Source organism: Micromonospora sp. NPDC004336, assembly GCF_053602615.1.
The window spans coordinates 1-25,670 of the sequence record NZ_JBSGDY010000044.1 but is presented as its reverse complement, the minus strand read 5'-3'; the positions used below and the strand labels follow the sequence as shown (position 1 = coordinate 25,670).

The following is a 25,670-nucleotide window of genomic DNA, read 5'->3' as shown; positions in this document are numbered from 1 at the left end:
CACCGGCCGATCACCGGAGGGTGGGGCACGCCGCGAGGCACAATCGATCCCATGCCGCCTCGCGTCACCCCCGCCCTGCTCGCGACCGCCCTGCTCGCCGCCGGCCTGGTCGGCTGCTCCCGCGACGCCGGGTCGGCCCCGCAGGCGGCGCCGCAGCCGACCGCCCCGCCCCCGCAGGCAGCCGTCCCCACCCCGCGGGTACCCGCCGGCACCGCGCCCGCCAAGGCATTCGCCGTCGGCGTACGGCAGCTGAAGCTGAACCGCGACGGAGACCGGCCGCTGCCGGTGACCGTGTGGTACCCGGCGGCGGGGAAGGCCGGCGGGCAGCCGCAGCGGTCGGCGGCGGCTGCCGAGGGCAGGTTTCCCGTCGTCATGTTCAGCCACGGCCTGAACGGACGACCGGCCGACTACGAGACGCTGCTCACCCGCTGGACGGCGGCCGGGTTCGTGGTGGCCGCGCCGACCTTCCCGCACACGGCCCGGGGCGGCGACGGCAACGTGCTGGACGTGCTCAACCAGCCCGCCGACGTGTCGTACGCGCTGACCCGGGTGCTCGCCCTCGACGCCCAGGCCGGCGACCCGCTGCGCGGCCGGCTGGCCACGGACCGGGTGGCGGCGGCCGGGCACTCGGCGGGCGGGGTGACCACGATCGGCCTCTTCACGGCCGGCCGGGACGAGCGGCTGGACGCGGGCGTGGTCTTCGCCGGCACCGCGCTCGGCGTCGGCACCGCCTTCGCGGGCGCCGCCGCCCCGCAGCTCTTCGTGCACGGCGAGGCCGACGAGGTGGTCGAGTACGCCGCCGGGCGGGCCGCCTACGACAAGGTGCCCTGGCCGAAGGCCATGCTGAGCCTGTCGAAGGGCGACCACGGCCGGGCCCTGCTCAGCGACGGCGTCGCGCTGCGGGTGGTCTCGGACACCACGATCGAGTTCCTGCGCTGGTCCCTCTACGGCGACGAGGCCGCCAAGGGGCGCATCCCCACCGACGCCGCCCGCGACGACATCGCCACCCTCGACAACCGCCTCTGACCGGCCGCCCGGCTTGCCCCGGGCCCCGCCGGGCACGCTGATGCCGCTGCCCACAAGATCCGCACAACTACCCGGAAACAGTGGCCTCCCCCGCGCCGGGAGACCACTGTTTCGCGGAAATAGTGGCCTCCCCCGCGCCGGGAGGCCACTATTTCCGCGAAAGAGCGCGATCCCACCGCCCAGAGCGCGGCGCGCGGGGAGGTGGCGTCAGGCGGTGTGGTCGACGACGACCTTGCCGAAGACATCGCCGGAGTGCAGGCGGGCGAAGGCGTCGGCGACCCTGCTGAACGGGACCACGCTGTCCACCACCGGACGCACGCCCCGCTCGGCGCAGAACGCGAGCAGGGCGGCCAGCTCGTCGGGGGTGCCCATCGAGGTGCCCAGGATCTCCAGTTGCATCGCGAAGACCCGACGCAGGTTGACCTTGGGCTCGTGGCCGGCGGTGGCGCCGGAGACCACGATCCGGGCCGCCGGCGCGGCCGACTTCAGCGAGTGGTCGAAGGTGGCCGCGCCGACCGTCTCGATCACCACGTCGACCCGCTCCGGCAGCCGGGCGCCGGGCTCGACGGCGGTGGCGCCCAGCTCGGCGATCCGCTCCCGCTTGGCGGCGTCGCGGCTCGTCGCGTACACCCGCTTGCCCATCGCGGCGGCGAGCGCGACGGCCGCGGTCGCCACGCCGCCGCCGGCGCCCTGGACCAGCACGGCGTCGGCCTCGTCGACCCGGCCCCTGGTGGTCAGCATCCGCCACGCGGTCAGCCAGGCCGTCGGCAGGCACGCCGCGTCCGTCGCCGCCAGGCCCGCCGGCAGGGCCAGCAGGTTCGACCGGGGTACGGCGACCCGCTCGGCCAGGGTGCCGGGGAAGTGCTCGGAGAGGATGGAGACGCCACGCGGGTCGCCCGGGGTGGGGATGACCGGGTAGACGACGGCCTCGTTGCCGTCCGGGTCCACCACGACGGCGTCGCAGCCGAGGATCATGGGCAGCTGCTCGGCGCGCAGCCCCACCCCGCGCAGCGACCAGAGGTCGTGGTGGTTGAGGGAGCTGGCCCGCACCTGCACGGTCACCCAGTCGTCGGCGGGGTGGGTCGGCTCGGGCCGCTCGCCGACGCTGAGCGCGGCGAGCGGGTTGGCGTCGTCGAATCGGGTGGCGAAGGCGGCACGCATGATCGGCACGGTAACAAGCTGAGCGGTCGTTAAGAAGTGCCCCGGTGCGGGAGGGACCCTTCCCGTCACCCGGGGGAAGGGCCCCTCCCGCACCGTCAGCGGGTGACGCCGTCGCGGCGGGCGGCCTCGGCGACCGCCTCGGCCACGGCGGGGGCGACCCGGGGGTCGAGCGGGGACGGCACGATCGCCTCGGCGGTGAGCGACTCGGCCACCACGCCCGCGATCGCATCGGCGGCGGCCACCTTCATCCCGTCGGTGATCCGGGTGGCCCGGGCGTCCAGCGCGCCCCGGAACACGCCCGGGAAGGCGAGCACGTTGTTGATCTGGTTGGGGTAGTCGCTGCGGCCGGTGGCGACGACCGCCACGTGCCGGGCGGCGACCTCGGGGTGCACCTCGGGCGTCGGGTTGGCCAGGGCGAAGACGATGCCGCCGGAGGCCATGCCGGCCACCGCCCGCTCCGGGATCTGCCCGCCGGAGACGCCGATCAGCACGTCGGCGCCGCGCAGCGCCTCGGTGACGTCGCCCTCGCGGCCGTCGGCGTTGGTGCTGGCGGCCAGCTCGGCCTTAGTGCCGGTCAGCCCCTCCCGGTGCCGGCCGATGATGCCCCTGGAGTCGCAGACCACCACCTGGTCGGGGTCGACACCGCCGGCGACCAGCATCTTCGTCACCGCCACCCCGGCCGCGCCGGCGCCGCTGACGGTCACCCGCAGGTCGCCGAGCTTGCGGTTGAGCAGCGTGGCGGCGTTGCGCAGCGCGGCGAGCACCACGATCGCGGTGCCGTGCTGGTCGTCGTGGAAGACGGGGATGTCGAGGGCCTCGTCGAGCCGGCGCTCCACCTCGAAGCAGCGCGGGGCGCTGATGTCCTCCAGGTTGATCCCGCCGAAGGACGGCGCCAGCGCCCGCACCGTCGCGACGATCTCGTCCACGTCCTGCGTGTCCAGGCAGACCGGCACGGCGTCGACCCCGGCGAACTGCTTGAACAGCACCGCCTTGCCCTCCATCACCGGCAGCGCCGCGCGCGGGCCGATGTTGCCCAGCCCGAGTACGGCCGAACCGTCGGTGACGACCGCGACGGTGTGCGAGGCCCAGGTGTAGTCGGCGGCGAGGCTCGGGTCGGCGGCGATCGCCTCGCAGACCCGGGCCACACCCGGGGTGTACGCGAGGGAGAGGTCCTCCCGGCTGGTCAGCGGGACGGTCGAGGCGACTGCCATCTTGCCGCCCCGGTGCAGCCGGAAGACGGGATCAGCGGGGTCCACGGTGGACGACGACATGGTGACTCCAGGATCTGTCGAGCAGACGGGGCGGCCGGCGCGGGCGCGGGTTGAGGCGTCGAGCGGCGGCACGCGGTGCGGGGGTCACCCGGGCACGTACCCGAGCATAGTGTCGCCACCGGGACGCCGATGTGAGCAGGGTCATAACCGGCGCGTACGCACCCGTCCCGGGCGGGGCCAGTAGCGCGCCACCACCCGCCCCCGCACGTCCGCCACCCCGTACGCCCGGGAGTCGTCGGTGACCAGGTCGTTGTCCCCGGTCAGCCACCAGCCGCCGGCCTCGGCGCGGACCGCGCGCTTGACCACGAGCAGGTCGGGGCGGCTGCGGAACACCGCGACCACGACGTCGCCGGGGCGGACGGCCCGGCCCCCCGTGCGGACCAGCACCGCGTCGCCGTGCCGCAGCGTCGGCGACATGGACGGTCCGGTCACCAGCACGGCAGTCAGCGGCCAGCGCAGCCGGGGTGCTCCCGCCGGGTGATCGGCCTGCACCGGTTCACCTCCACCCGGCCTCTCGGCGCGGCTCCAGGAGTAATGTCGTATTGGATCATCGCAAACTTCCCATGGAGGATCCTGATGCGACTTCCGCGCATCCTTACGCCCAGCGTGACCGCCAGCGCCCACTGCGACCTGCCCTGCGGCGTCTACGACCCGGCGCAGGCCCGGATCGAGGCCGAGTCGGTGAAGGCGATCTGCGAGAAGTACCAGGCGAACACCGACCCCGAGTTCCGCACCCGCGCGATCCTGATCAAGGAGCAGCGCGCCGACCTGGTGAAGCACCACCTGTGGGTGCTCTGGACCGACTACTTCAAGCCGGCCCACTTCGAGAAGTACCCGCACCTGCACCAGCTGTTCAACGAGGCCACCAAGCTGGCGGGCGCCGCCGGCGCGAAGGGCGGCACCGACCCGTCCAAGGCCGACGAGCTGCTGCAGAAGATCGACGAGATCTCGAAGATCTTCTGGGAGACCAAGAAGGCGTGACCCTCAGCGGTCCGCCGACGATCCGGCCGGCACGTCCCGAGGACGTGCCGGCCGTCGTCGCCATGGTGCACGAGCTGGCGGAGTACGAACGCGCGCCCGACCAGTGCCACCTCACCGAGGAGCAGCTCACCGCCGCCCTGTTCGGGACCGCGCCGGGCCCCGGCGCGGCGTCGGACGCGCCGAGCGGTCGCGGCCCGGCCCCGGCGCTCTACGGCCACGTGGCCGTCGACGCGGACGACCGGCCGCTGGGGTTCGCGCTGTGGTTCCTCAACTTCTCCACCTGGGCCGGGGTGCACGGCATCTACCTGGAGGACCTCTACGTCCGGCCGGCCGCCCGGGGCACCGGGGCGGGGCGACTGCTGCTGGCCACCCTCGCCGCGATCTGCGTCGAGCGGGGCTACCGGCGGCTGGAGTGGTCGATGATCGACTGGAACCCGGCCGCCGGCTTCTACGCCGCCATCGGGGCTCGGCAGGTGTCCGAGTGGGTGCCGTACCGGCTCAGCGGGGACGCGCTGGCCGGCCTGGCGGCGCAGGCACGTGGCGGCCCCCACACGTCGGTGCGGCCGAGCGGGTAGAGTCCCCGACCGGGGGGATGAGTGGTGACTCAACTGACCGGGCAGCCGACGATCGACGACGACGTCGTGCACCTCACCGTGCCCGCGGACGGGGGCTACCTCGGGGTGCTGCGTACCGCCACCGCCGGGCTCGCGGCGCGGCTCCAGTTCGCGCTCGACGAGATCGAGGACCTGCGCATCGCCGTCGACGAGGCGTGCGCGATGCTGCTCGCCATCGCCACCCGCGACGCCGAGCTCGACTGCCGCTTCGCGGTCACCGACGACGCGCTCACCGTCGAGGTGACGGTGCCGACGGTCCGGGGTGCCACGCTGCCGGCGGAGTCGTCCTTCGCGTGGAAGGTGCTCACCGCGCTGACCACCTCGGCGGGCGCGAGCGCCGCCGACGGCCGGGCGACCATCTCGCTGCTGACCCGCCGCGCCTCCGGCTACTGATCGGCCGCCGGCGGGCACCGTTTCCGCACGGCCGGCCGCCGCTACCGCACCGGCGGGCGGCCCTCCGCACCGCCGGGCATCGTTCCCGCGCTGCCCAGCACCGTTTTCGCGCTACTGTCCGCGCCAGCGGTGTCGTTTCGCGCCAGCGGCGTCGTTTCGCGCCGGCGAGCGCGCCGGGGCGTCACTCGAAGCCGAGGGCCCGGGTGGTGGGGGTGCTCACCAGCAGCGCGGTGACGCCGAGGCCGAGCGCCATCAGCGGCACGCCGAGCCAGCCCAGCCCGCCCTGCACCATGAACCATCCGATCGGCAGCAGCATGAGCTGGAGCACGATCGCCGGGGCCCGGGCGCCGGCCCGACGTCGCGCCAGCGCGCCGCCCAGGGCCCAGAGCGCCGCCGCCGCGCCGACCGCGAACGCGGTGACCAGCACCGCCGACGTCAGGTCGGTGGTGGTGGCGGTGAGGTCGGCCCAGATCAGCCACGCGGCGACCAGCCCGATGGCGACCGCCTCGCCCCGCAGCAGCCGGACCGCCCAGCGGAGGGTGACGGGAACCGGGTCCGAGTCGATGGTCACGCGCGCCACGATACCCGGGCTCCCGCGGGGTACAGTGCCGCCCATGCGGGCCGTCCTGGTGGTCAATCCGAAGGCCACCACCACCAGCGAGCGCAGCCGGGACGTCCTGGTCCGGGCCCTGCGCAGCGAAGTCGACCTCTCCGTGCGCTACACCCGACGGCGGGGGCACGCCACCGATCTGGCCCGCGAGGCGGCCGAGGAGGGCGTCGAGGTCGTCGTCACGCTCGGTGGCGACGGCACGGTCAACGAGGTGGTCAACGGCCTGATGACCGCGCAGCCGCCGACCGTGCCGGGCGCGGCCACGTCGGCCGAGCGGCTGCCGGCCCTGGCGACCGTGCCGGGGGGCTCGACCAACGTCTTCGCCCGCGCGCTCGGGCTGCCCCGCGACTGGCCGGACGGCACCAGCATGATCCTGGAGGGCCTGCGGCTGGGCCGGTACCGGACGATCGGGCTCGGCCGGGCCGACGACCGCTACTTCACCTTCTGCGCCGGCTTCGGGGTCGACGCCGCGGTCATCCACCGGGTGGAGCAGGCGCGCCGGCGGGGCCGGGTCTCCACCCCCGCGCTCTACTTCCGCTCCACGGTCGCCCAGTACTTCCTCAACTCCGACCGGCGTCATCCCGCCATCAGCCTGGAGCGGCCGGGCGAGGCGGCGGAGGGCGAGCTGGCCACCGTCATCATCCAGAACACCGCGCCGTGGACGTACCTGGGCGACCGGGAGGTCAACCCGAACCCGGAGGCGTCGTTCGACCTGGGCCTCGACGTGCTCGCGCTGCGGCAGCTCCGGGTCGCCAGTACGACACGTACCGTGACGCAGTTCTTCTCGCGGACGCCCGATCCGCACGGCCGTCAGGTGCTGCGGCTGCACGATGTAGCGGAGTTCACGCTGGTCTCGGCGCGTCCGCAGGCGTTCCAGCTCGACGGGGACTACCTCGGCGAGCGGGAGAAAGTTAGATTCACATCCGTTCCTGCCGCACTGAGAGTAATCTGCTAGGTCTCGGGTACTGCCCTAGGTCGACGCGGCGACGAGCCCGCACCGACGAGGTGGCCGCCACACCGAGAGGCAGGTGCCGGAAATGTCAGCATTGTCACGCGGACCGTACTATATTGATCCTCGACTGTGGTACACCGGGTAACCAGGAAGGTGCTGGAATCCGGACAAATGGGTTGTGGGCTTGCTCACCGCCCGGAGTTTTTCCGAGCGTCACCCCTTGACATCCCGGGCGTTCGTGAAAGTATTCACAAGCGAACTTGAGTTACCGGGACATTGCCTGGATATGCTCGTCAGGTTGAGCTGTTCCAGCAGGTCCTCGGGGCCGACACAGCCTGCTCACGCACTGCCGAATAAGCGGACGCGAACCGTCACCATTCGGCGCTGCGGATGCATATAGGAAAAGCACCAAAGCAATATCTGCCACCCACCCAGAATGAGGAGTGTTGCCGCCATGGACTGGCGTCACCATGCTGTCTGCCGCGACGAGGACCCGGAGCTGTTCTTCCCGATCGGGACGTCCGGACCGGCTCTCCTGCAGGTCGAGCAGGCCAAGGCCGTCTGCCGGCGCTGCTCCGTGACCGACCAGTGCCTGCAGTGGGCGCTGGAGTCCGGTCAGGACGCCGGCGTCTGGGGCGGGATGAGCGAGGAGGAGCGGCGCGCCGTGAAGCGCCGCGGTGGCCTCCGGGTGCTGCGCGCTCACTCCGCCTGATCCCCGCACCACAGCGTCACGCCCCGGCCGGGTCCGCCCGCCGGGGCGTACTGCTGTCCGCACACCGGTCAACTACCCGCGCGGCGCCCTTTCCGATCATGGTCGAGGCGTGACCCCGGCCACCCGATCGACGGCGTCGACGCGGCGCAGCACCAGGTCGGCCAGCTCCGGGGCGTCGGTGAGTGGCGCCGACACCGCCACCGCGCCGGCGTCCCGCGCCGCCGCGGCCACCGCGTCGTGGAAGAGGCCGGGCGCCAGGAAGTACGCCGCCACCGCCACCCGCCGGGCGCCCCGCGACCGCAGCCGGGCCACCGCAGCGCCGACGGCCGGCGGGGCGGCCGAGGCGTACGACACCCGGGTGGGCACCCCGAGACCGGCGCGCAGCGCGGCGGCCACCCGCCCCACCGACCCGCGAGCCCGGGCGTCCCTGGTGCCCGCCGCCGCCAGCACCAGCCCGTCGAACCGCCCCGGCTCCGCCTCGCCCAGCCGCCGCCCCAGGCCGGCCAGCAGCCCGGCGTCGACCGCCCCGTCGGCGGGCCCGAGCACGTCGGTCACCCGTACCGCGATCGGCGGGCCCTGCGCGCGGGCCGCCGCCACCGCCGCCGGGATGTCCACCCGCCGGTGGTACGCGGCCGTGAGCAGCAGCGGCACCAGCACCGCCCGTCGCCGGCCGGCGGCGGCCAGGTCCCGCAGCACCGCGGCCGGTCCCGGGTCGGTGTGGTCCAGCCAGCTCGCCAGCACCGGCGTGCCTGGCCGGGCGGCCGACACCGCCCGGGCCAGCGCGCGGGTCGCCTCGGCGGCGCGCGGGTCCCGGCTGCCGTGCGCCACCAGGACCACGGGATCGGCCACGTCCCACGGCCCGGCCGCCCCCGACGGCCCGGCCACCCCCGACAGCCCGGCCACCTCCGACAGCCCGGCCACCTCCGACAGCCCGGCCACCTCCGACAGCCCGGCGACTGCCGACAGCCCGGCCGCCCCCGACGGCCCGGCCACCTCCGACAGCCCGGCGACTGCCGACGGCCCGGGCGCCCCCGACGCGGGAGAGCCCGGGACCGGCCCGGTCAGACGTGCAGGCCGCACTCGGTCTTCTCGAACATCGCCCAGCGGCCGGCCCGGGGGTCCTCCCCCGCCTTCGTGCGGCGCGTGCAGGGCCAGCAGCCGATCGAGCCGTAGCCCTGCCTGAACAGCTCGTTGACCGGCACGTTCCAGCGGGCGACGTAGGCGTCCACGTCGGCCTGCCGCCAGGCTGCGATCGGATTGACCTTCACCTTGCCCCGGCGGGCGTCGAAGGTCACCACCGGCGTGTTCGCCCGGGTCGGCGACTCGTCCCGGCGCAGCCCGGCGGCCCAGGCGTCGTAGCCGCCGAGCGCCCGCTCCAGCGGCTCGACCTTGCGCAGCTGGCAGCAGTCGTCCGGGGACTTGTTGAACAGCCGGGGACCGTACTGGCCGTCCTGCTGGCCCACGGTCAGCCTCGGCCGGATCGACCGGACGTTGACCGGCAGCGTCCGGGCCACCTCGTCCCGGACCTTCAGCGTCTCGGGAAAGTGCAGGCCGGTGTCGAGGAAGACCACGTCGACCCCCGGCGCGACCCGGCTGACCAGGTGGGCCAGCACGGCGTCGGCCATCGAGCTGGTGACGCAGAATCGGTCGCCGAAGGTCTCGGCCGCCCAGCGTGCGATCTCCAGCGCCGGCGCGCCCTCCAGTTCCCGGCCCGCCTCCTCGGCCAGCGCGCGCAGCTCGTCCGGGCCGCGCCGGGCCGGGTCGGCCGGCTCGCGACCGCCCGCGCCGACCAGGCCCAGCCCCGCCGCGGAGACGAGCCCGGGCCGGTCAGCCGCAGAGCCGAGCCCCGGCCGGTCAGCCGCAGAGCCAAGCCCGGGCCGGTCAGCCGCCGAGCCGAGCTTCGGCCGATCGGCCGCCGAGCCGAGCTTCGGCCGGTCAGCCGCAGAGCCGAGCCCCGGCCGGTCAGCCGCAGAGCCGAGCCCCGGCCGGTCGGCCGCGCCCCCGCTCACCGGGCCACCGCCCGACCGAGCAGGCCGGTGAACCGCACCGAGAACACGCGGGCGCAGGCGTGGCACTCCCAGGCGCCGTGGCCGGCCTCGCTCGGCCGCAGGTCCTCCTCGCCGCAGTAGGGGCAGTAGAGCGGCACGGAACGCGACTCGCTCATCGCGCCACCTCGCCGGTCCGGCTGACTGGTTCGCTCATCGGAGTTCCTCCTCGTCGACCCTGATCACCCAGTTGGCGAACGTCTCGCCCGTCTCCCGTCCGGCCAGGTAGCGCCGGGCGAGGCGTTCCACGTACTCCGGAAGCTCCTCGGCGGTGGTCTTCAGACCGCGCAGCTTGCGGCCGAACCCGGCCGTGCGCCCCTCGGCCATGCCGAGCCCGCCACCCAGGTGGACCTGGAAGCCCTCCACCTGGCGGCCGTCCGGGCCGACCACGAGCTGGCCCTTGAGGCCGATGTCCGCGACCTGGGTGCGGGCGCAGGCGTTGGGGCAGCCGTTCAGGTGGATGGAGATGTCGGCGTCGAAGTCGCGCAGCCGCTCCTCCAGCCGGGCCACCAGCTCCTCGCCGCGCGCCTTCGTCTCGACGATGGCCAGCTTGCAGTACTCGATGCCGGTGCAGGCCATGGTGCCGCGCCGCCAGGCCGACGGCTGCGCCTCCAGGCCGATCCCCCGCAGCTCGCGCACCAGCGAGTCGGTCCGTTCCGGCGACACGTCCAGCACCAGCAGCTTCTGGTACGGGGTGAGCCGCACCCGGTCGCTGCCGTGCGCCTCGACCACGTCGGCGAGCCGCGCCAGCTGCCCGCCGGAGACCCGCCCGACCACCGGGGAGGCCCCGACGTAGTTGCGCCCGTCGCGCTGCGGGTGCACGCCGATGTGGTCCACCGGCCGGTCCGGCAGCTCCGGGGCCGGCCCGTCGAGCAGGGCGCGCCCCAGGTACTCCTTCTCCAGCACCTCGCGGAACTTCGCCACGCCCCAGTCGGCGACCAGGAACTTCAGCCGCGCCCGGTTGCGCAGCCGGCGGTAGCCGTAGTCGCGGAAGATGCCGACCACGCCGGCCCACACGTCCGGCACCTCCGCCAGCGGCACCCAGACGCCGAGCCGCTGGGCCAGCATCGGGTTGGTGGACAGGCCGCCGCCCACCCAGACGTCGAAACCGGGCCCGTGGTCGGGGTGGTCGACGCCGAGGAACGCGACGTCGTTCGCCTCGTACGGGGTGTCGACCAGCCAGGAGATGGAGGTCTTGAACTTGCGCGGCAGGTTGGAGTAGGCCTTGTCGCCCACGTACCGGCGGACGATCTCGTCGAGCGCCGGCGTGGGGTCGACCAGCTCGTCGCGGGCGACGCCGGCGACCGGGCTGCCCAGCACGACGCGGGGACAGTCGCCGCACGCCTCGGTGGTCTGCAGGCCGACGGACTCCAACCGGCGCCAGATCTCCGGCACGTCCTCGACCCGGATCCAGTGGTACTGGATGTTCTGCCGGTCGGTGATGTCGGCGGTGTCCCGGGCGAACTCGCGGGAGATGTCCGCCACCACCCGCAGCTGCGCGAGGTTGAGCTCGCCCCCGTCCACCCGGACCCGGAGCATGAAGAACTCGTCCTCCAGCTCGTGCGGCTCCAGCACGGCCGTACGCCCGCCGTCGATGCCCGCCTTGCGCTGTGTGTAGAGCCCCCACCAGCGGAACCGGCCGCGCAGGTCCTGCGGGTCGATCGAGGCGAACCCGTGGTGGGCGTAGATGTTCTCGATCCGCGCCCGTACGTTCAGCGGGTCGTCGTCCTTCTTGATCCGCTCGTTGGCGTTTAGCGGCTCGCGGTGGCCGAGCGCCCACTGGCCCTCGCCGCGCGGACGGCGCGGGGCCCGGGCCGGTCGGGGGGCAGTCGGGTCGCCGGCCCGCGCCGGAATGCTGCTGACCGCCATGGCGGCGTCCTCCGTTGTCTGCGGTGCCTCGGGATGCGCGGGCGCGGCGGCCGGCCCGTGGAGAACGGGCTGGGGACAACGGTGTCGGAACAGCCGGCGCGGGGCGCGCCCGAGACAGATTGGTCGGGCGTCGTCAGTGGGCCGGACAGATCGCGCTGCGCACGCGGCCGTAGTCGACGTGGCGACGAGCCACGAAGCGGCGGACGACAGCGGCGGTCATGAACGTCATGCTGCCACACCCGTGGGGGCCCGGCCAACGAGCGCGTGCCGGATCCCACATCACGGGCGGCGCACCGGAGTCGCCCCGCCGCACCGCCCGATCCGCGCCAGGCTGCCGGCATGCGCGGCGTGCCGGGGCCGCCCGCCGCACCGCCCGATCCGCGCCAGGCTGCCGGCGCGACTGCGGCGGACGCGTCGTCGTCGGCCTCCACGCTCCCGCCCCGCCCCGCCCCGCGCCGCGCCGCGCCGCCGGATGGAAGACGACAACTTCCCGGAAGTAGTGGCCTCCCCACCCCAGGGAGGGCACAACTTCCCGGAAGATGCGCGATCCCCGGCGCGGTCCCCGCCGCCATCCCGGCGCCATCCCAGCGCCAATCCCGGTGCGATCCCCGGCGCGAGTCACAGGCTCCGTGCTCCCGCCCCGCGCCGCGCCGCGCCGCCCCGCCCCGCCCCCCGCCGCGCCGCGCCGCCGGGTGGAAGACGACAACTTCCCGGAAGTAGTGGCCTCCTCGCCCCGGGGAGGGCGCTACTTCCCGAAAGTTGCGCGATCCCCGGCGCGGTCCCCGCCGCCATCCCGGCGCGAGGCACGGACTCCGAGCTCCCGCCCCGCCGGATGGAAGACGACAACTTCCGAGAAGTAGTGGCCTCCCGCCGCAGGGAGGGCACTACTTCCCGCAAGTTGCGCGACCTCCGGCGCGGTCTCCGGCCCCATCCCGGCGCGATCTTCGGCGGGAGGCACGGGGTGGACGCGGGTGTGGAAGGCTCGGCCCGTGGGCAGATTGTCCGGAAGGTGGCGATCCGCGACGTCGCGCGGGGACCGCCCCCGGTCGGATCCGGCCCGCCGGCCGCTGCCGGTCTGGCCGTGGCCCGCGCTGCTGACGTTGCTGGTGACCGCCGCCGGGATCGGTCGCGCCCAACCGTGGCGGGACGAGCTGGCCACCTGGAGCGCGGCCACCCGCCCGGTGGGCGACCTGCTCCGCCTCACCGGCACCATCGACGCCGCCACCGGCCCCTACTACCTGCTCATGCACGCCTGGGTGGCGCTCGCCGGCGACTCGGTCACGGCGCTGCGGCTGCCCGCCGCGCTGGCCATGGCCGCCGCGGCCGGACTGACCGCGCTCCTCGGCCAACGGCTCGTCGACGCCCGCGCGGGGCTGCTCGCCGGGCTGCTCCTCGCGGTGCTCCCGGGCACGTCGCGCTACGGCCAGGAGGCCCGACCGTACGCGCTGGCCACGCTCCTCGCAGTGCTGGCGACCCTGCTGCTGGTCGAGGCGCTGCGCCGGCCCGGATGGGCGCGCTGGGCCGCCTACGCCGCTGCCGTCGCCGGCCTAGGGCTGACCCACCTGATCGCCCTCACCCTGCTCGCCGCGCACGCGGTGACGGTGCTCGCCGCCCACCGGCGGCGCGAACCCGCCGACCACCGGAAGCCGGAACCCACCACCCACCAGAAGCCGGATCCCGCCACCCACCAGGGACGCGAACCCACCGCCCACCAGAAGCCGGAACCCACCGCCCACCAGGAACACGAACTCGCCACCCACCAGGAACACGAACCCGCGACCCACCAGGAACGCGAACCCACCGCCCACCGGGAGCCGGAACCCGCCAACGACCGGGAGCCACAACCCGCCGCCCACCAGGGACGTGGACCCGCCGCCCACCAAGAGCCGGAACGGGCCGGCCCGTCGGCGGGGAGCGGTGCCGCCGCGCGGGCGGCCGGGTCGTGGCGTCGTCCACTGAGCTGGCTGCTCGCCCTGCTGCCGGCGGCGCTGCTGGTCACCCCGCTGGTGCTGCTGGCCGCGAGGCAGCGGTCCCGGCAGCTCGACTGGGTGGCACCCGCCCGCCTCGACGACCTGGCCGCGCTGCCGGGCGGGGTGGCGCAGAGCGGCGTGGTGGGTGGGCTGCTGGTCGGCCTCGCCGCGCTCGGGGCGGCCCGGCTGGGCCGGCGCGCCCTGCTGCCCGGGTGCGCGGTGCTGCTGCCGGTGCTGCTGGTCTTCGCCGCCGGCGTCGCCGTACCCCTGTGGGTGCCCCGCTACCTGGTCTTCGTCGTGCCGTTCGCGTGCCTGCTGGCCGGGGCGGCGCTGGCCACGGTGCGGTTGCCCGCCGCGCTGGCCGTGGTGGCGCTCGCCGGGCTGCTCGGCCTGCCCGACCAGGCGGCGCTGCGGCGCACCCACGAGTGGCCGCGCAGCGCCCCGGTGGACTACCGGGGCGTGGCCCGCATCGTCGGCGACGGCCAGCGACCGGGCGACGCTGTCGTCTACTCGCCCCGGGAGAGCTGGCTCTTCCTGGACCTCGGTCTCGCCTACCACCTCGACCACCGTCCCCGGGACGTGCTGGCCACGCGGGACCAGGTCCGCCGGGGCGACCTGTGGGCCGCCGAGTGCGCCCGGCCGGCCGAGTGCCTGGCCGGCACGGACCGGATCTGGCTGGTCGTGGCCGGCCGCCGCGAGGACCCGCTGGCCGCCGTGCCCGGCGCGAAGGGCGACGCGTTGCGCGCCGGCTTCACCGTCGAGCGGGTCTGGCACCGCCCCGGGCTGACCGTCGCGCTGCTCACCCGCTGACGGGGACCGCCCCGCCGGACGCGCGGGACGGGCGGGCCGCCGGGCACGCGGGACGGACGGGACGCCGGACACGCGGAACGGACGGGACGCCGGACACGCGGAACGGACGGGCCGCCGGACACGCGGAACGGACGGGACGCCGGACACGCGGAACGGACGGGACGCCGGACACGCGGAACGGACGGGCCGCCGGACACGCGGAACGGACGGGACGCCGGACACGCGGGACGGGCGGGCCGCCGGGCACGCAGGCCCGGGAGAGCATCGGGTCAGGGGGTGGAGCGGCCCTCGGGGGCGCTGCGGGCCAGCGGGACGACGATCGTCGCCTCGGTGCCGCCGTTCGCCCCGTCGCGCAGCTCGATGGTGCCGCGCAGCTCGCCGGTGACCAGCGCCCGGACGATCTGCAGGCCGAGGTTGCCGCCCCACTCCGCGTCGAAGTCGGGCGGCAGCCCGCGCCCGTTGTCGGTCACCGAGACGTGCAGCATCTTGCGGAACCGGTGCGCCGACACCACCACCTCGGGCGGCCCGCCGGCCGCGCCGCCGGTGTCCGGCGCGCCGGGCGGCTCGGTGGCGGGCGGGAAGCCGTGCTCGACGGCGTTGAGCAGCAGTTCGTTCAGCACCATCACCAGCGAGGTGGCGACCTCGGCGGGGAGCACCCCGAAGCTGCCCAGCCGGCGCATGCCGACCGTCGACTCGGCCGCCGCCACCTCGGTCGCCGCGCTCGCCACCCGGTCCACGATGCCGTCGAACTCGACCGCCTCGTCGCTGGACATGGAGAGGGTCTCGTGCACCAGCGCGATCGAGGCGACCCGGCGTACGGACTCCTCCAGCGCGACCCGGGCCTCCGGCATGGACACCCGACGCGCCTGGAGGCGCAGCAGGGCGGCGACGGTCTGGAGGTTGTTCTTCACCCGGTGGTGGATCTCCCGGATGGTGGCGTCCTTGGTGATCAGCGCGCGGTCGCGGCGGCGTACCTCGGTGATGTCGCGGACCAGCACCAGCGCGCCGATCGGCACCCCGGCGGGCATCAGGGGCAGCGCCCGGGTGAGCATGGTCGCGCCCCGGGCGTCGATCTCGCGGCGGGGCGGCGCCTCGCCGCGCAGCGCGGCGAGGATGCCGTTCGCCGCGTCGGTGCCCTCCAGCGGGTCGCCGGCCAGCCGGCGGTGCAGCGCCGCCAGGTCCTCCCCCACCAGGTGCGAGGCGTAGCCCAGCCGCCGGTACGCCGACTGCGCGTTCGGGCTGGCGTAGGTGACCTTGCCGCCGGCGTCGAGGCGGACCAGCCCGTCGCCGACGCGCGGGGCGGAGGTGGTCTCGCCGGGATGGCGCGGCGGCGGGAAGGTGCCGTCGGCGATCATCTGCGCCAGGTCGTCGGCGGTGGTGAGGTAGTTCAGCTCCAGCTGGCTCGGGGTGCGCGCGGTGGAGAGGTTGGTGTCCCGCCCCACCACCGCGATCACCTCGCCGGCCTCGCCGTCGGCGGTGCGCAGCCGGACCGGGATCGCCTCGTGCCGGGCGGGCACGTCGCCGTACCAGACCGGGTCGCCCTCGCGCCAGATCCGGCCCTGCCGGTGGGCCACCTCCAGGTGGGCCACCTCCGGCCCGCCGACGATCCGCCCCACCTGGTCGTCCAGGTACGCGGTGGGGGCGGTCGTCGGGCGGACCTGGGCCACGCAGAGGTACGTCCCGTCGCCGTCCACGGGCACCCAGAGCAGCAGGTCGGCGAAGGACAGGTCGGAGAGCAACTGCCAGTCGCCGGCGATCCGGTGCAGGTGGTCGATGTCGGCCGGACGGAGGCGGGTGTGCTCCTCGGCGAGGTCGCGCAGCGTGGACACGCTGACCAGCGTGCCACGCCGGGCGTCACATCGTCGCGGTGACCTTCTTCAGCCCCCGGGGCGCGTCCGGGTCCTCGCCCCGGGCCAGCGCCAGCGCCAGCGCGAGGCGCTGCAACGGCAGGATGTCCAGCAGCGGCGCGTACCGCTCGTCGACCTCGGGGACGGCGATCCGGGTGGCGCCCTCGACGTCGGCGGAGCCGACCACCACCACGTCGGCGCGGCGCTCGCCGAGCCGGGGCAGCACCTCGCCCATCGACCGGCCGCCCGGCCCGGAGCCGACCACGGCGAGCACCGGCACGTCCGGGTCGGTCATGGCGAGGGGGCCGTGCAGCAGGTCCGCGCCGGAGAAGGCGAGCGCCGGCAGGTAGGAGGTCTCCATCAGCTTCAGCGCGGCCTCGCGGGCGGTCGGGTACGCGTAGCCGCGGCCGGTGGTGACGAGCTGGCCGGCGAACCGGTAGCGGGGCGCGAGCTGGGCCGGGGTCTGGTCGGCCAGGGTGCGGGCGGCCAGCTCGGGCAGGGCGGCGAGCGCGGCGCGCTCGTCGGCGGGCAGCGCGCCGTCGCCGGCCCGGATGCCCTCGACGAGCATCAGCAGGGCGAGCAGCTCGGCGGTGTACGTCTTGGTGGCGGCCACCGCGCGCTCGTGCCCGGCGGCGATGTCGACGCTCAGCTCGGCGACCTCGGCCAGCCGGGAGTCGGGCGCGTTGGTCACGGCGAGGGTCAGCGCGCCGGAGGCGCGGGCGGTGCGCAGCACCTCGGCGAGGTCCGGCGAGCCGCCGCTCTGGCTGACGCCGACGACGAGCGCGTCGGAGAGGTCCGGCCGCGCGCCGTAGACGGTGACGACGCTGGGCGAGGCGAGCCCGGCGGGCAGGCCGAGCCGGATCTCGGTCAGGTACGCCCCGTAGAGCGCGGCGTGGTCGGAGGTGCCCCGGGCGGTGAAGACCACGTGCCGGGGTCGACGCTCCGCGATGACCGCCGCCACCCGGGCGATCGCCCCGGCGTGTTCGGCGGAGAGCAACCGCTCGTAGCCCGCCGGCTGCTCGTCGATGTCGGCGGCCATGCCAGCCCCTGCACGCGTCACGGAAACTCCTCCCACTGCGCGGTTGCCGCGCGTTTCCTGCTCAGTCTTGCACCTTTGATCTGATCTGAGCAATCGAACGAGCAGAAGTGCGCAGTTGATCACCATCGTCGTCCAACATCACCTAGGCTTGCCCGGCCCACCGGAGCACCGACGAGCGAAAGGACGACGTGGCCGAGGACGACCGGGCGCTGCCCGCGGCGGAGGAACTTGCCCTGGCCCGGCTCGCCATGGACGCCGGCGACCTCGAACACGCCGCCGGACACGTCGCCGCCGCGCTGGCCCAGGCCCCGACCCTGCCCGAGGTCCACGAGACCCTCGCCCGGCTCGCCGTCGCCGACGGGAACGGCGGGGTGGAGCTCTTTCCGCTGCACCACCACGCCTTCGTCGGCGCCGTGGTCGCCCGCGCCCACCTGCTCGCCGCCGCCGGCCGGCCCGCCGAGGGGCTGGACCTGCTGGTCGCGGCGACCGGGCACGCGCCGGGCACGGACTGGGCCGGCGTGCCCTGGGTGACCGCGCCGGAACTCGCCGAGCGGCTCGACCCGGACCGGGCCGCCCGGATCCTGATGCAGGTCTGCGCCGCCGTGCCCGACCCGGCGCCCCGGGCCGACCGGGCGGCGCTCTCCCCCTACCTGGCGCTGGCCCGCAACGCGGTCACCGTCCACGCCGGGCACGGCCTGCTGCTGGGCGCGGCGTCCGCCCTGGCCCGGCGGATCGGCGAGGTCGCCCTGGCGATCCAGTGGGCCGCCCGGGGCGTACGCGCGGAGCCCTCGAAGATCGGCGAGGTGTGGCTCGGGTACGCGTACCGCAGCGCCGGCCGCACCCGGGAGGCGCTGGCGGCGCTCGGCCGGGCCGTCGCGCACGACCCCGACGACCTCGCCGTGTACGCCGACATCGCCGGCACCCTCGCCGACACCGGGCGGCTCGACGAGGCGCTGGAGTGGATTGACCGGGCCCTGGCCCGGGATCCCACCTTCGACTGCGCCGTGCACACCGCCCACCGGCTGCGTTACCAGCGCGACGGCGACGTGGCGCACCTGGTCGCGCTCGCCGACTTCGTCCGGGACCATCCCGACGACACGCACGAGCACGGCGACCTGGCCGAGTGCTGCCGCGGCCAGGCCTGGCTCGGGCAGGTCACCCCGGCCACCGGGGCGGTGGTGGACGCGCTGCGCCGGGCCGTCGCCGACGACCACGGCGGGGTCGGCGCGGCCGTCCGGCTGGACCGGCCCGCGCCGCCGAGCGCGCTGCGTACCGTCGCCTCCGCCGTGCCGGCGATGCGGGTCGAGGTGACCGGCGTGCCCGACCCGGACCCGCGCGAGCCCCGCCGGCCCGACGCCCGGCAACTCTGGCGCTGGGACGGCACCGCGGTCACGGCCGCGGTGCCGGCGCCCTCGGCGGAGGCCGCCGCCCGGCTGCGGCAGCTCGCCCACCCGGCGTGGCCGCACCCCCCGGCGGCGTACGACGCGGCCGTGGGACTGGCCACCCTGGACCTGGCCGACCTGCTCGGCCTGCTCGCGCACCCGCCGGAGGCGCCGCCCACCGCGCTGGGCCGGGTGCTCGGGCAGGATCCCTCGCTCTGGGTGCGCTGCGTCCAGGTGTGGGCCTGCCTCGGCCTGCTGCACCACCGCACGGACGAGCCGTGGGCGACCTCGACCCGCCGGCGGGTGCTGCTGGAACTGGTCTGGGGCGTGGAGGACTGGATCACCGAGGCGGCGCTGTTCGCCATGGTCACCGCCGCCTGGGTCGACCCGACCGTCCGCCCCGACGTGGCGCGGGTGGTGGCCGAGCGGCTGGCGGACGTCGCGGCGGTGGCCCGGCTCCGCCCGGTGCCCATCGCGGCCTCCCTGGCCCACCTGGCCCTGGCCACGCCCGCCCTCGACGCGGAGGCGGCGGCCCTGGCCACCTCGCTGGCCGCCGCCCGCCCGGTACCCCGTCCCCGCGAGCCCGGCTCCCGCCTGCGCCGATTCTGGCGCCGCCTCACCGCCCCGCTCCGCCGCCCCTGACCGCCACCCGCGCGCTTCGGACCGCCACCTGCGCGACCCTGACCGCCGCTCAGGCCGTGGGGGTCTTCGCCAGGGAGACCTCGCCGTGGTCCCCGCCGTCGGGCTGCGCCGGGGGCTCGTTCGCGGTGCGCAGCGGGACCTCCCGGACGAACCAGGCGAGCACCGGCACGGCGACGCTGAAGAACAACGCCCACCAGAAGACGTGCGAGACCGCGTCGGCGAGGCCGCCCAGCACCAGCTCGCGGGCCTGCGCCGGCAGGTCCTTCAACTTCTCCAGGTCCATGGCGGCGCCGGCCTCGCCGCCGCCGCCGAACGCGTCGCCGCCCGGCGAACCAGCCAGCCGGTTGGCGAAGACCGCCCCGAACAGGGAGATGCCGAACGAGCCGCCGATCGACCGGAAGAAGGTGGCCGCGCCGCTCGCCGCCCCCAGGTCCCGCTGCTCGACGCTGTTCTGCGCGATCAGCATCGACGTCTGCATGAGGAAGCCCATGCCGACGCCGAGCACGAGCATGTAGAGCGACGACTCGGTCTTGCTGGTGTCGACGTCCAGCCGGGTCAGCAGCGCCATGCCGGCGGCCATCACGACGCCGCCGACGATCGGGTACGCGCGGTAGCGCCCGGTCTTGGTGATCGACCGGCCCACCACCAGCGAGACCACGAGCATGCCGAACATCAGCGGGAGCAGCAGCAGGCCGGAGTTGGTGGCCGAGGCGCCCTGCACGGTCTGCTGGTAGAGCGGCAGGAAGTTCATCGCGCCGAACATGGCGAAGCCGAGCAGGAAGCCGATCACCGAGATCAGGGCGAAGTTGCGGTTGGCGAAGAGCCGCAGCGGCAGGATCGGCTCGGCGGCGCGCCGCTCGACGAGGCCGAACGCCGCCAGGGCGACCAGCGTGAGCGCGACGAGGCCGAGGATGGGCCCGGAGGTCCAGTCGTACTCGTTGCCGCCCCAGGTGGTGACCAGCACGATCGCAGTGATGGCGACCGAGAGCAGCGCCGCGCCGAGCCAGTCGATGCGGTGCTCGGTGCGGTGCTTCGGCAGGCGCAGGGTGGCGACCAGCACCGCCAGCGCGACCCCGCCCAGCGGCAGGTTGACGTAGAAGGCCCAGCGCCAGGAGAGGTGGTCGGTGATGAACCCGCCGACCAGCGGGCCGGCGACCATGGCGAAGGCCATGATGCCGGCGATCATCCCCTGGTAGCGCCCCCGCTCCCGGGGCGGAACGAGGTCGCCGATGATGGCCATCACGCCGACCATCAGGCCGCCCGCGCCGAGGCCCTGCACCGCGCGGAAGGCGATCAGCTCGACCATGCCGTCGTCCGGCCCGCCGAGCAGGTCGGAGCCGGCCATGCCGCAGAGCGCCGAGCCGACCAGGAAGACGACCACCGAGGTGAGGAAGACGGACTTGCGCCCGTAGAGGTCGCCGAGCTTGCCCCAGATCGGGGTGGAGACGGTGGTTCCCAGCACGTAGGCGGTGACCACCCAGGTGAAGTGGTCCAGCCCGCCGAACTCACCCACGATCCGGGGCAGCGCCGTGCTGACGATCATGTTGTCGAGCATCGCCAGCATCATGGCGATCATCAGGCCGAAGAGCACGACCCGCACGTGAGGTCGTGCCGGAGCCTGGCTTGCCTGCGTCATGGGTAAGCTCCCCCCGAGATGTGCCGCACTTACTTGCCGGCCGGCTAGCTACCTTACTAGCCGGACGGTAAGTTGGGCACCAGGATCGGTCAACCGGATTGGGTGGTGTTGGTGAGGGAGAGCACAGGCGGCACGCGGGAACGCATCCAGGCCGTCGCGCTGGAGCTCTTCACCGAGCAGGGGTACGAGAAGACCTCGCTGCGCGAGATCGCCGAGCGGCTGGACGTGACCAAGGCCGCGCTCTACTACCACTTCAAGAGCAAGGACGAGATCGTCACCAGCGTGGTCGAGGACCGGCTGGCCCGGTTGGACGCCCTCATCGAGTGGGCCGAGTCGCAGCCCGACGGCCTGGACACCCGGCGCGCCGTGATCGGCCGGTACGCCGAAGCCATGTTCGCCGGCGACCAGCCCTCCGTCATGCGGTTCTTCGAGCAGAACCAGACCGTGCTGAAGAGCCTCTCCGCCGGGCAGCAGATGCGCGGCCGGATGCTGCGGCTGGCCGACCTGCTGTGCCGGGACGACAAGTCACCGGCTGCGCAGCTCCGCGCCGTGCTGGCGATCTTCGCCGTGCACAGCAGCTGGTTCGCGGTCCGCGCCCCGGAGCTCACCGACGCCCAGCGGATGGAGCTCGCGCTGGCGATGGCCGACGAACTCCTCGCCCCCATCGGCGGGCAGCGCGACGACGCCGCGCCCGGGGCGCCCTGACGCCCCTCGCCGCCGCACGCCCGTGTCGCGATATCGCGGACGACGGCCAGGACTTGATGGACCTCGGAGATGTCGGCGTCACCCAGGTCCACCAGCGACGGGATATGGCGTTTGGGGACGACGACGATATGGACGGGCCAGAAGGGCCGGGTGTGGTGGAAGGCGAGCACGTGGGCGGTCTCGGCTACGACCTGGATCGGGGTGCTGCCGTTGAGTGCCTGGTCGCAGTAGAAGTCGTCCGTCACCGGGCCGACGGCAACGAGGCGCCCGTGTCCGGTCCACTCGAAGCCGGCACCGTCCACGGTTGGTGGCACCAGTGGTGGCACCGTCCGGATTGTGTTGGCACTGGTCTCCGGTCTCCGACATCTGGCGTCTGTCTCGCTGTAGCTGGTGACGGCCAGGGCGGTGTCAAACCTCGAAGGTGGGCGCTCGGCTCACCGAAGTTGGCTTGGAGACTGGTAGCGTGCGCGGCTTCCGAGACCTACGCGTCCGCACCAGTTCATGAGAAGGAGCCGAACGATGACGGATACCGGAACGCGGTTGGAAGGCGGCGGCACTTCTGGGTCACGGAGCAGGCGAGCGGACGACTGGTTGGCAGACATCCGGATCTCCTACGACACGGTCGCCGACAGCTACTCCGACTACACACGGGTGGCCTTGGCCGGGGAGCCCTATCTGCTCGCGGCGTTGGCGTTGTTCGCCAACCTGGTCCACGCCGCCGGCGGTGGCCCGGTTGCGGACGTGGGCTGCGGACCAGGCCATGTCACTGCCCACCTGCATAAGCTGGGCGTCGATGCCTTCGGCGTCGATCTGGCACCCGCGATGATCGACATCGCTCGGCGGGAGCACCCCGGCCTGCGGTTCGAGGTGGGTTCGATGACGGACCTACAACTCGCTGACGCATCGATCACTGCCCTGCTCGCCTTCTGGTCGTTGATCCACATCCCCGACGACGAGATCCCGGCGGTTCTTGGCCACTTTCGGCGGGTTCTGCGTCCCGATGGACCTCTTTTGCTCGGCTTTCACGTCGGAGATGAGTCACGGCTGAAGACGGAAGGCTACGGCGGTCACCCGATGAAGGTCTACGTGCACCGCCGTCAGCCGGACCGGATGGCGACCTGGCTGCGCGATGCCGGATTCACGGTCAAGGCCCAGATGCTGCTCGGCCTCGACGAGAGCCTTCCAGGAGCGGTCCTCTTTGCACACCGCCGGCCCTAGCACTCCAGCCGCAGTTGCCTCATCTGAGGTTTCGGCAGCTCATTGGCGTGATCGATGTCGGAGTTGAGCCGACCACGCAGCTGCGTATGTCGATGCTATCGGTCGATGGTTTGCGTGGTCGCACTGTCTGTCTGTTGTGGCCAGTCGTAGTGCGGGCAGGCTCCCGTGCTTGTGTTGATCGATGAGATTGTGGGCTGGCGGGCGGGTCTGGATAATCTGCTGGCGCGGTTCGCGCACCGTTTCGGGCGGGCGGAGCCGCGCCGGCAGGCGCTGACCTACCTGGTCGGGTTGTTGTCACCCCTGGCCAGCAAGAACGGCTGGACCCTGGCCGAGGCCGCCGGCGACGCGACGCCGGACCGGATGCAGCGGCTGCTCAACCGGTCCGCGTGGGACCCGGACGCTGTTCGTGACGACCTGTTCGCCTACGTGTCCGAGCACCTCGGTCACGACGACGGGGTCCTGATCGTCGACGAGACCGGGTTCCTGAAGAAGGGCATCAAGTCGGCCGGGGTGCAGCGTCAGTACTCGGGCACGGCCGGGCGGACGGAGAATTGCCAGCTCGGGGTGTTCCTGGCCTATGCCAGCCCGGGCGGGCGCACGCTGATCGACCGGGAGTTGTATCTACCCCGTGGCTGGTGCGAGGACCCCGCCCGCCGCGAGGAAGCCGGTATCGCGGCCAGCGTCGGATTCGCCACGAAGCCCGCGCTGGGCCTGCGGATGCTCGAACGTGCCATCACCGCCGGCCTGCCGGCGAGATGGGTCACCGCGGACGAGGCCTACGGACAGGACTCGAAGTTCCGGACCTGGCTGCAGCAGCAACGCATCGGTTACGTCCTGGCCGTGCCCCGCAACCAGCGGGTCCCGACCACGGTGGGCAGTTCCCGTCCGGACGTCCTCGCCGCGAACGCGCCGGCCCTGGCGTGGAAGCGGCGCAGTTGCGGCGACGGCGCCAAAGGACCACGGCTCTACGACTGGGCTGTGGCCTCCCTGCCCGGCACGGTCGACGGATACGGCCACTGGCTGCTGATCCGCCGCAGCATCACCGACCCCACTGACCTGGCCTACTACCTGTGCTTCGGCCCCGCAGGCACCCTCGACGAGGATCTGATCCGCGTGGCCGGAACCCGGTGGGCGATCGAGGAGTGTTTCCAGACCGCCAAGACCGAGGTCGGCTTGGATCACTACCAGGTGCGTCGGTACGACGCCTGGTACCGGCACATAACTCTCGTTCTGTGCGCCCACGCCTACCTCGCCATCACCGCCGCGCAGGCCAAAAAGGGGGCGCTGAGTCCGATGACGGCCTCATTCCTCTCACCCTCGGCGAGGTCCGACGTCTCCTGGCACACCTGATCACCACCGCCCGACCCTTCGACTACGTCCATCGATGGTCACTTTGGCGACGCCGACACCAGTACCGCGCCAGAACAGCCCACTACCAGCGAAGACTCCGACTTCATCAGGTGCGGCTGGAGTACTAGGGGCCGAGGCCGGCCCCAGCCGCAGGCCGCCCGGACCCGCAGGGCCAAGGCCGGCCGGATCCGCAGACCCCCGCCCAACATGGGCCGATGCGCGGGGAGGCCGAGGCCGCAAGCCGCCCGACGCGAGCCCGATCCGCAGGCCGCCCGACGCGGCCTGGCGAGGGCCGCCGGGATCAGGCGGGCGGGAGGTCCAGCCGGAGGCCGAGCAGCTCCACGCCGGCGACGGGCGACCAGTCCAGTTCCGGCACGCGAACGAAGCCCCGCCGCTCGTAGAGCCGCTGGGCGGCGGTCGCGAAGCCGCTGCGCACGCAGATCGTCACCGCCGTGCAGCCCAGCTCGGTCGCCCGCGACACGCAGTCCTCGACCAGGGCCGCGCCGACACCCCGGCCCTGCGCGGCGGGGTCGACCGCCAACATCCGGAACTCCGCCTCGCCGGGGCGGGACAGCTCGGCGTACCGGCTGCCGGGGAGGACGAACGTCACCGAGCCGAGCACCCCGCCGCCTGCCCCGTCGACGGCGACCAGCACCTCGCCGTGCTCCGCCCGGGCCGCCACGTCGGCGAGCACGGCGGCGTAGCCGTGCTCGCCCTTGAGCTGGCCGTCGGCCTCGTACGCGGCGACCGTCAGCCGGGCCACCGCCGCGAAGTCCTCGGGGCCGGCGCGCCGGACCGAGAGGCCGGTCAATCGATCACCGCGATGAGGTCCCCGTCCTGTACGACGTCGCCCTCGTTGACCGCGAGCTGCTTGACGACACCGTCGGACTCGGCGACGACCGGGATCTCCATCTTCATCGACTCCAGGATCACCAGCGTGTCCCCCTCGGACACGGTGTCCCCGGCCGACGCGACGACCTTCCAGACGTTCGCCACCATCTCGGCGCGGATCTCCTCGGCCATCTCCACGGACCCTTCTCTCGCGTTTGCCTGCCGACGTATCCAATCATGGTGTGCGGCGGGCCGCCCCGGCGCACGATGGCCGGTGTCGGCCGCACTAGCATCAACGGGTCGGACCCCGGTGCCGGTACGACCGGTGCGCGCACCGGCTCCGAGGTCGCGCGCAGGCGGATCCGACCATCACGAGGAGGTCACCATGGCGAAGAAGGCCCGGAAGAAGAAGGCCCGGAAGAAGAGCGGCGCGAACCACGGCAAGCGCCCCAACTCCTGACCGGCGGCCGGGCCCACGGCCCGGCACGTCGATCAGTCGGCGAAACGCGGGCGCAGCTCCTCGCGGAGCCGGGGATAGTTGTAGACGCAGCCGTTGAAGACCAGCGCCAGCCCGAGGTCGTCGCGCACCATCGGCTGCGCGCCCGC

At 74.0% G+C, this 25,670-nt stretch carries 25 protein-coding genes and 2 pseudogenes; 12 read left to right on the top strand and 15 right to left on the bottom strand.

Annotated elements, in window-relative coordinates; all coding sequences use genetic code 11:
• The first annotated feature begins 51 nt into the window (after nt 1-51).
• The gene (locus ACWENR_RS12470; RefSeq protein WP_452277088.1) at nt 52-1,026 is read left to right on the top strand and encodes an alpha/beta hydrolase family protein; all 975 of its coding nucleotides are present in this window, start codon (nt 52-54) and stop codon (nt 1,024-1,026) included.
• Between the two features lie 207 nt (nt 1,027-1,233).
• On the opposite strand, the gene ACWENR_RS12465 is transcribed toward ACWENR_RS12470, so the two are convergent.
• The 3 genes from ACWENR_RS12465 to ACWENR_RS12455 form a co-directional block, all read right to left on the bottom strand.
• A complete protein-coding gene (locus tag ACWENR_RS12465; RefSeq protein ID WP_452277087.1) occupies nt 1,234-2,196 on the bottom strand; it encodes a zinc-binding dehydrogenase in 963 nt (320 codons plus the stop codon).
• A gap of 86 nt (nt 2,197-2,282) precedes the next feature.
• Complete coding sequence (locus ACWENR_RS12460) at nt 2,283-3,458, bottom strand: NAD(P)-dependent malic enzyme (RefSeq protein ID WP_452277086.1); 1,176 nt, start codon at nt 3,456-3,458, stop codon at nt 2,283-2,285.
• Between the two features lie 141 nt (nt 3,459-3,599).
• Nucleotides 3,600-3,950: a S24/S26 family peptidase gene (locus tag ACWENR_RS12455; RefSeq protein WP_452277085.1), complete on the bottom strand. Its 351-nt coding sequence runs from the start codon at nt 3,948-3,950 to the stop codon at nt 3,600-3,602.
• An 84-nt stretch (nt 3,951-4,034) separates the two neighbouring features.
• Here ACWENR_RS12455 and sodN point away from each other — a divergent pair, with 84 nt between their 5' ends.
• The 3 genes from sodN to ACWENR_RS12440 all read left to right on the top strand — a co-directional run bounded on the left by sodN (nt 4,035) and on the right by ACWENR_RS12440 (nt 5,446).
• Nucleotides 4,035-4,439 carry a superoxide dismutase, Ni gene (gene sodN, locus ACWENR_RS12450; RefSeq protein ID WP_452277084.1) on the top strand — a complete coding sequence of 135 codons (405 nt, stop codon included), beginning with the start codon at nt 4,035-4,037 and terminating at the stop codon, nt 4,437-4,439.
• 62 nt (nt 4,440-4,501) lie between these two features.
• Nucleotides 4,502-5,014, top strand: coding sequence for an N-acetyltransferase family protein (locus tag ACWENR_RS12445; RefSeq protein ID WP_452277106.1), 513 nt, complete (start codon nt 4,502-4,504; stop codon nt 5,012-5,014).
• A 24-nt stretch (nt 5,015-5,038) separates the two neighbouring features.
• A complete protein-coding gene (locus tag ACWENR_RS12440) occupies nt 5,039-5,446 on the top strand; it encodes an anti-sigma regulatory factor (protein ID WP_452277083.1) in 408 nt (135 codons plus the stop codon).
• Nucleotides 5,447-5,627: 181 nt separating this feature from the next.
• On the opposite strand, the gene ACWENR_RS12435 is transcribed toward ACWENR_RS12440, so the two are convergent.
• Nucleotides 5,628-6,062, bottom strand: a complete 435-nt coding sequence (locus ACWENR_RS12435; RefSeq protein WP_452277082.1) for a hypothetical protein — start codon at nt 6,060-6,062, stop codon at nt 5,628-5,630.
• On the opposite strand from ACWENR_RS12435, the gene ACWENR_RS12430 reads away from it, so the two are divergent.
• Both ACWENR_RS12430 and ACWENR_RS12425 read left to right on the top strand, forming a co-directional pair.
• A complete protein-coding gene (locus ACWENR_RS12430; RefSeq protein ID WP_452277081.1) occupies nt 6,061-7,011 on the top strand; it encodes a diacylglycerol/lipid kinase family protein in 951 nt (316 codons plus the stop codon). The genes ACWENR_RS12435 and ACWENR_RS12430 overlap by 2 nt on opposite strands.
• Nucleotides 7,012-7,462: 451 nt before the next feature.
• Nucleotides 7,463-7,720 carry a WhiB family transcriptional regulator gene (locus tag ACWENR_RS12425; protein ID WP_007072794.1) on the top strand — a complete coding sequence of 86 codons (258 nt, stop codon included), beginning with the start codon at nt 7,463-7,465 and terminating at the stop codon, nt 7,718-7,720.
• Nucleotides 7,721-7,816: 96 nt separating this feature from the next.
• Here ACWENR_RS12425 and ACWENR_RS12420 read toward each other — a convergent pair whose 3' ends face one another.
• The 4 genes from ACWENR_RS12420 to ACWENR_RS12405 form a co-directional block, all read right to left on the bottom strand.
• Nucleotides 7,817-8,605 (bottom strand): sirohydrochlorin chelatase, encoded by a 789-nt coding sequence (locus tag ACWENR_RS12420; protein WP_452277105.1) that lies wholly within the window; start codon nt 8,603-8,605, stop codon nt 7,817-7,819.
• Nucleotides 8,606-8,781: 176 nt separating this feature from the next.
• Nucleotides 8,782-9,519 carry a phosphoadenylyl-sulfate reductase gene (locus tag ACWENR_RS12415; protein WP_452277104.1) on the bottom strand — a complete coding sequence of 246 codons (738 nt, stop codon included), beginning with the start codon at nt 9,517-9,519 and terminating at the stop codon, nt 8,782-8,784.
• A gap of 206 nt (nt 9,520-9,725) precedes the next feature.
• A complete protein-coding gene (locus ACWENR_RS12410; protein ID WP_452277080.1) occupies nt 9,726-9,884 on the bottom strand; it encodes a hypothetical protein in 159 nt (52 codons plus the stop codon).
• 34 nt (nt 9,885-9,918) lie between these two features.
• Nucleotides 9,919-11,634: a nitrite/sulfite reductase gene (locus tag ACWENR_RS12405; protein ID WP_452277079.1), complete on the bottom strand. Its 1,716-nt coding sequence runs from the start codon at nt 11,632-11,634 to the stop codon at nt 9,919-9,921.
• Between the two features lie 1,067 nt (nt 11,635-12,701).
• On the opposite strand from ACWENR_RS12405, the gene ACWENR_RS12400 reads away from it, so the two are divergent.
• Nucleotides 12,702-14,414 carry a glycosyltransferase family 39 protein gene (locus tag ACWENR_RS12400; protein ID WP_452277103.1) on the top strand — a complete coding sequence of 571 codons (1,713 nt, stop codon included), beginning with the start codon at nt 12,702-12,704 and terminating at the stop codon, nt 14,412-14,414.
• A gap of 269 nt (nt 14,415-14,683) precedes the next feature.
• Here ACWENR_RS12400 and ACWENR_RS12395 read toward each other — a convergent pair whose 3' ends face one another.
• Both ACWENR_RS12395 and ACWENR_RS12390 read right to left on the bottom strand, forming a co-directional pair.
• Nucleotides 14,684-16,243 (bottom strand): histidine kinase N-terminal domain-containing protein, encoded by a 1,560-nt coding sequence (locus ACWENR_RS12395; RefSeq protein WP_452277078.1) that lies wholly within the window; start codon nt 16,241-16,243, stop codon nt 14,684-14,686.
• Nucleotides 16,244-16,268: 25 nt separating this feature from the next.
• Nucleotides 16,269-17,300, bottom strand: a complete 1,032-nt coding sequence (locus tag ACWENR_RS12390; protein WP_452277102.1) for an SIS domain-containing protein — start codon at nt 17,298-17,300, stop codon at nt 16,269-16,271.
• A 188-nt stretch (nt 17,301-17,488) separates the two neighbouring features.
• Between ACWENR_RS12390 and ACWENR_RS12385 the strand changes: the two genes are divergently transcribed.
• On the top strand, nt 17,489-19,324 hold the full coding sequence (locus ACWENR_RS12385) for a tetratricopeptide repeat protein (protein WP_452277077.1): 1,836 nt from the start codon (nt 17,489-17,491) through the stop codon (nt 19,322-19,324).
• A gap of 49 nt (nt 19,325-19,373) precedes the next feature.
• Here the strand turns inward: ACWENR_RS12385 and ACWENR_RS12380 are convergent, their stop codons facing one another.
• On the bottom strand, nt 19,374-20,960 hold the full coding sequence (locus ACWENR_RS12380; RefSeq protein WP_452277076.1) for an MDR family MFS transporter: 1,587 nt from the start codon (nt 20,958-20,960) through the stop codon (nt 19,374-19,376).
• Nucleotides 20,961-21,071: 111 nt separating this feature from the next.
• Between ACWENR_RS12380 and ACWENR_RS12375 the strand changes: the two genes are divergently transcribed.
• Nucleotides 21,072-21,665 carry a TetR/AcrR family transcriptional regulator gene (locus ACWENR_RS12375; protein ID WP_452277075.1) on the top strand — a complete coding sequence of 198 codons (594 nt, stop codon included), beginning with the start codon at nt 21,072-21,074 and terminating at the stop codon, nt 21,663-21,665.
• Here the strand turns inward: ACWENR_RS12375 and ACWENR_RS12370 are convergent.
• A pseudogene (locus tag ACWENR_RS12370) lies at nt 21,656-21,910 on the bottom strand (HIT family protein); the annotation flags it as partial. The gene ACWENR_RS12375 and the pseudogene ACWENR_RS12370 overlap by 10 nt on opposite strands.
• A 274-nt stretch (nt 21,911-22,184) precedes the next feature.
• Between ACWENR_RS12370 and ACWENR_RS12365 the strand changes: the two are divergent.
• Together ACWENR_RS12365 and ACWENR_RS12360 are read left to right on the top strand one after the other, a co-directional pair.
• On the top strand, nt 22,185-22,883 hold the full coding sequence (locus ACWENR_RS12365) for a class I SAM-dependent methyltransferase (RefSeq protein ID WP_452277074.1): 699 nt from the start codon (nt 22,185-22,187) through the stop codon (nt 22,881-22,883).
• A gap of 171 nt (nt 22,884-23,054) precedes the next feature.
• A complete protein-coding gene (locus tag ACWENR_RS12360) occupies nt 23,055-24,233 on the top strand; it encodes an IS701 family transposase (protein WP_452277101.1) in 1,179 nt (392 codons plus the stop codon).
• A gap of 301 nt (nt 24,234-24,534) precedes the next feature.
• Here the strand turns inward: ACWENR_RS12360 and ACWENR_RS12355 are convergent, their stop codons facing one another.
• Both ACWENR_RS12355 and ACWENR_RS12350 read right to left on the bottom strand, forming a co-directional pair.
• Entirely contained in the window at nt 24,535-25,044 is a 510-nt protein-coding gene (locus ACWENR_RS12355; protein WP_452277073.1) for a GNAT family N-acetyltransferase, read from the bottom strand.
• Complete coding sequence (locus tag ACWENR_RS12350) at nt 25,041-25,262, bottom strand: biotin/lipoyl-binding carrier protein (RefSeq protein WP_176737378.1); 222 nt, start codon at nt 25,260-25,262, stop codon at nt 25,041-25,043. The genes ACWENR_RS12355 and ACWENR_RS12350 overlap by 4 nt, the downstream gene beginning before the upstream one ends.
• A gap of 187 nt (nt 25,263-25,449) precedes the next feature.
• On the opposite strand from ACWENR_RS12350, the gene ACWENR_RS12345 reads away from it, so the two are divergent.
• On the top strand, nt 25,450-25,524 hold the full coding sequence (locus ACWENR_RS12345; RefSeq protein ID WP_369700219.1) for a 50S ribosomal protein bL37: 75 nt from the start codon (nt 25,450-25,452) through the stop codon (nt 25,522-25,524).
• A 50-nt stretch (nt 25,525-25,574) separates the two neighbouring features.
• Here the strand turns inward: ACWENR_RS12345 and ACWENR_RS12340 are convergent.
• Nucleotides 25,575-25,670 (bottom strand): annotated as a pseudogene (locus ACWENR_RS12340) (hypothetical protein); the annotation flags it as partial.

Bases quoted from the DNA above. Each gene is read 5' to 3' on its own strand.
- ACWENR_RS12380 (WP_452277076.1), bottom strand. From the start codon at position 20,960: ATGACGCAGGCAAGCCAGGCTCCGGCACGACCTCACGTGCGGGTCGTG.
- ACWENR_RS12390 (WP_452277102.1), bottom strand. From the start codon at position 17,300: ATGGCCGCCGACATCGACGAGCAGCCGGCGGGCTACGAGCGGTTGCTC.
- ACWENR_RS12470 (WP_452277088.1), top strand. From the start codon at position 52: ATGCCGCCTCGCGTCACCCCCGCCCTGCTCGCGACCGCCCTGCTCGCC.
- ACWENR_RS12460 (WP_452277086.1), bottom strand. From the start codon at position 3,458: ATGTCGTCGTCCACCGTGGACCCCGCTGATCCCGTCTTCCGGCTGCAC.
- ACWENR_RS12365 (WP_452277074.1), top strand. From the start codon at position 22,185: ATGACGGATACCGGAACGCGGTTGGAAGGCGGCGGCACTTCTGGGTCA.
- ACWENR_RS12435 (WP_452277082.1), bottom strand. From the start codon at position 6,062: ATGGGCGGCACTGTACCCCGCGGGAGCCCGGGTATCGTGGCGCGCGTG.
- ACWENR_RS12410 (WP_452277080.1), bottom strand. From the start codon at position 9,884: ATGAGCGAGTCGCGTTCCGTGCCGCTCTACTGCCCCTACTGCGGCGAG.
- ACWENR_RS12430 (WP_452277081.1), top strand. From the start codon at position 6,061: ATGCGGGCCGTCCTGGTGGTCAATCCGAAGGCCACCACCACCAGCGAG.
- ACWENR_RS12405 (WP_452277079.1), bottom strand. From the start codon at position 11,634: ATGGCGGTCAGCAGCATTCCGGCGCGGGCCGGCGACCCGACTGCCCCC.
- sodN (WP_452277084.1), top strand. From the start codon at position 4,035: ATGCGACTTCCGCGCATCCTTACGCCCAGCGTGACCGCCAGCGCCCAC.
- ACWENR_RS12445 (WP_452277106.1), top strand. From the start codon at position 4,502: ATGGTGCACGAGCTGGCGGAGTACGAACGCGCGCCCGACCAGTGCCAC.
- ACWENR_RS12425 (WP_007072794.1), top strand. From the start codon at position 7,463: ATGGACTGGCGTCACCATGCTGTCTGCCGCGACGAGGACCCGGAGCTG.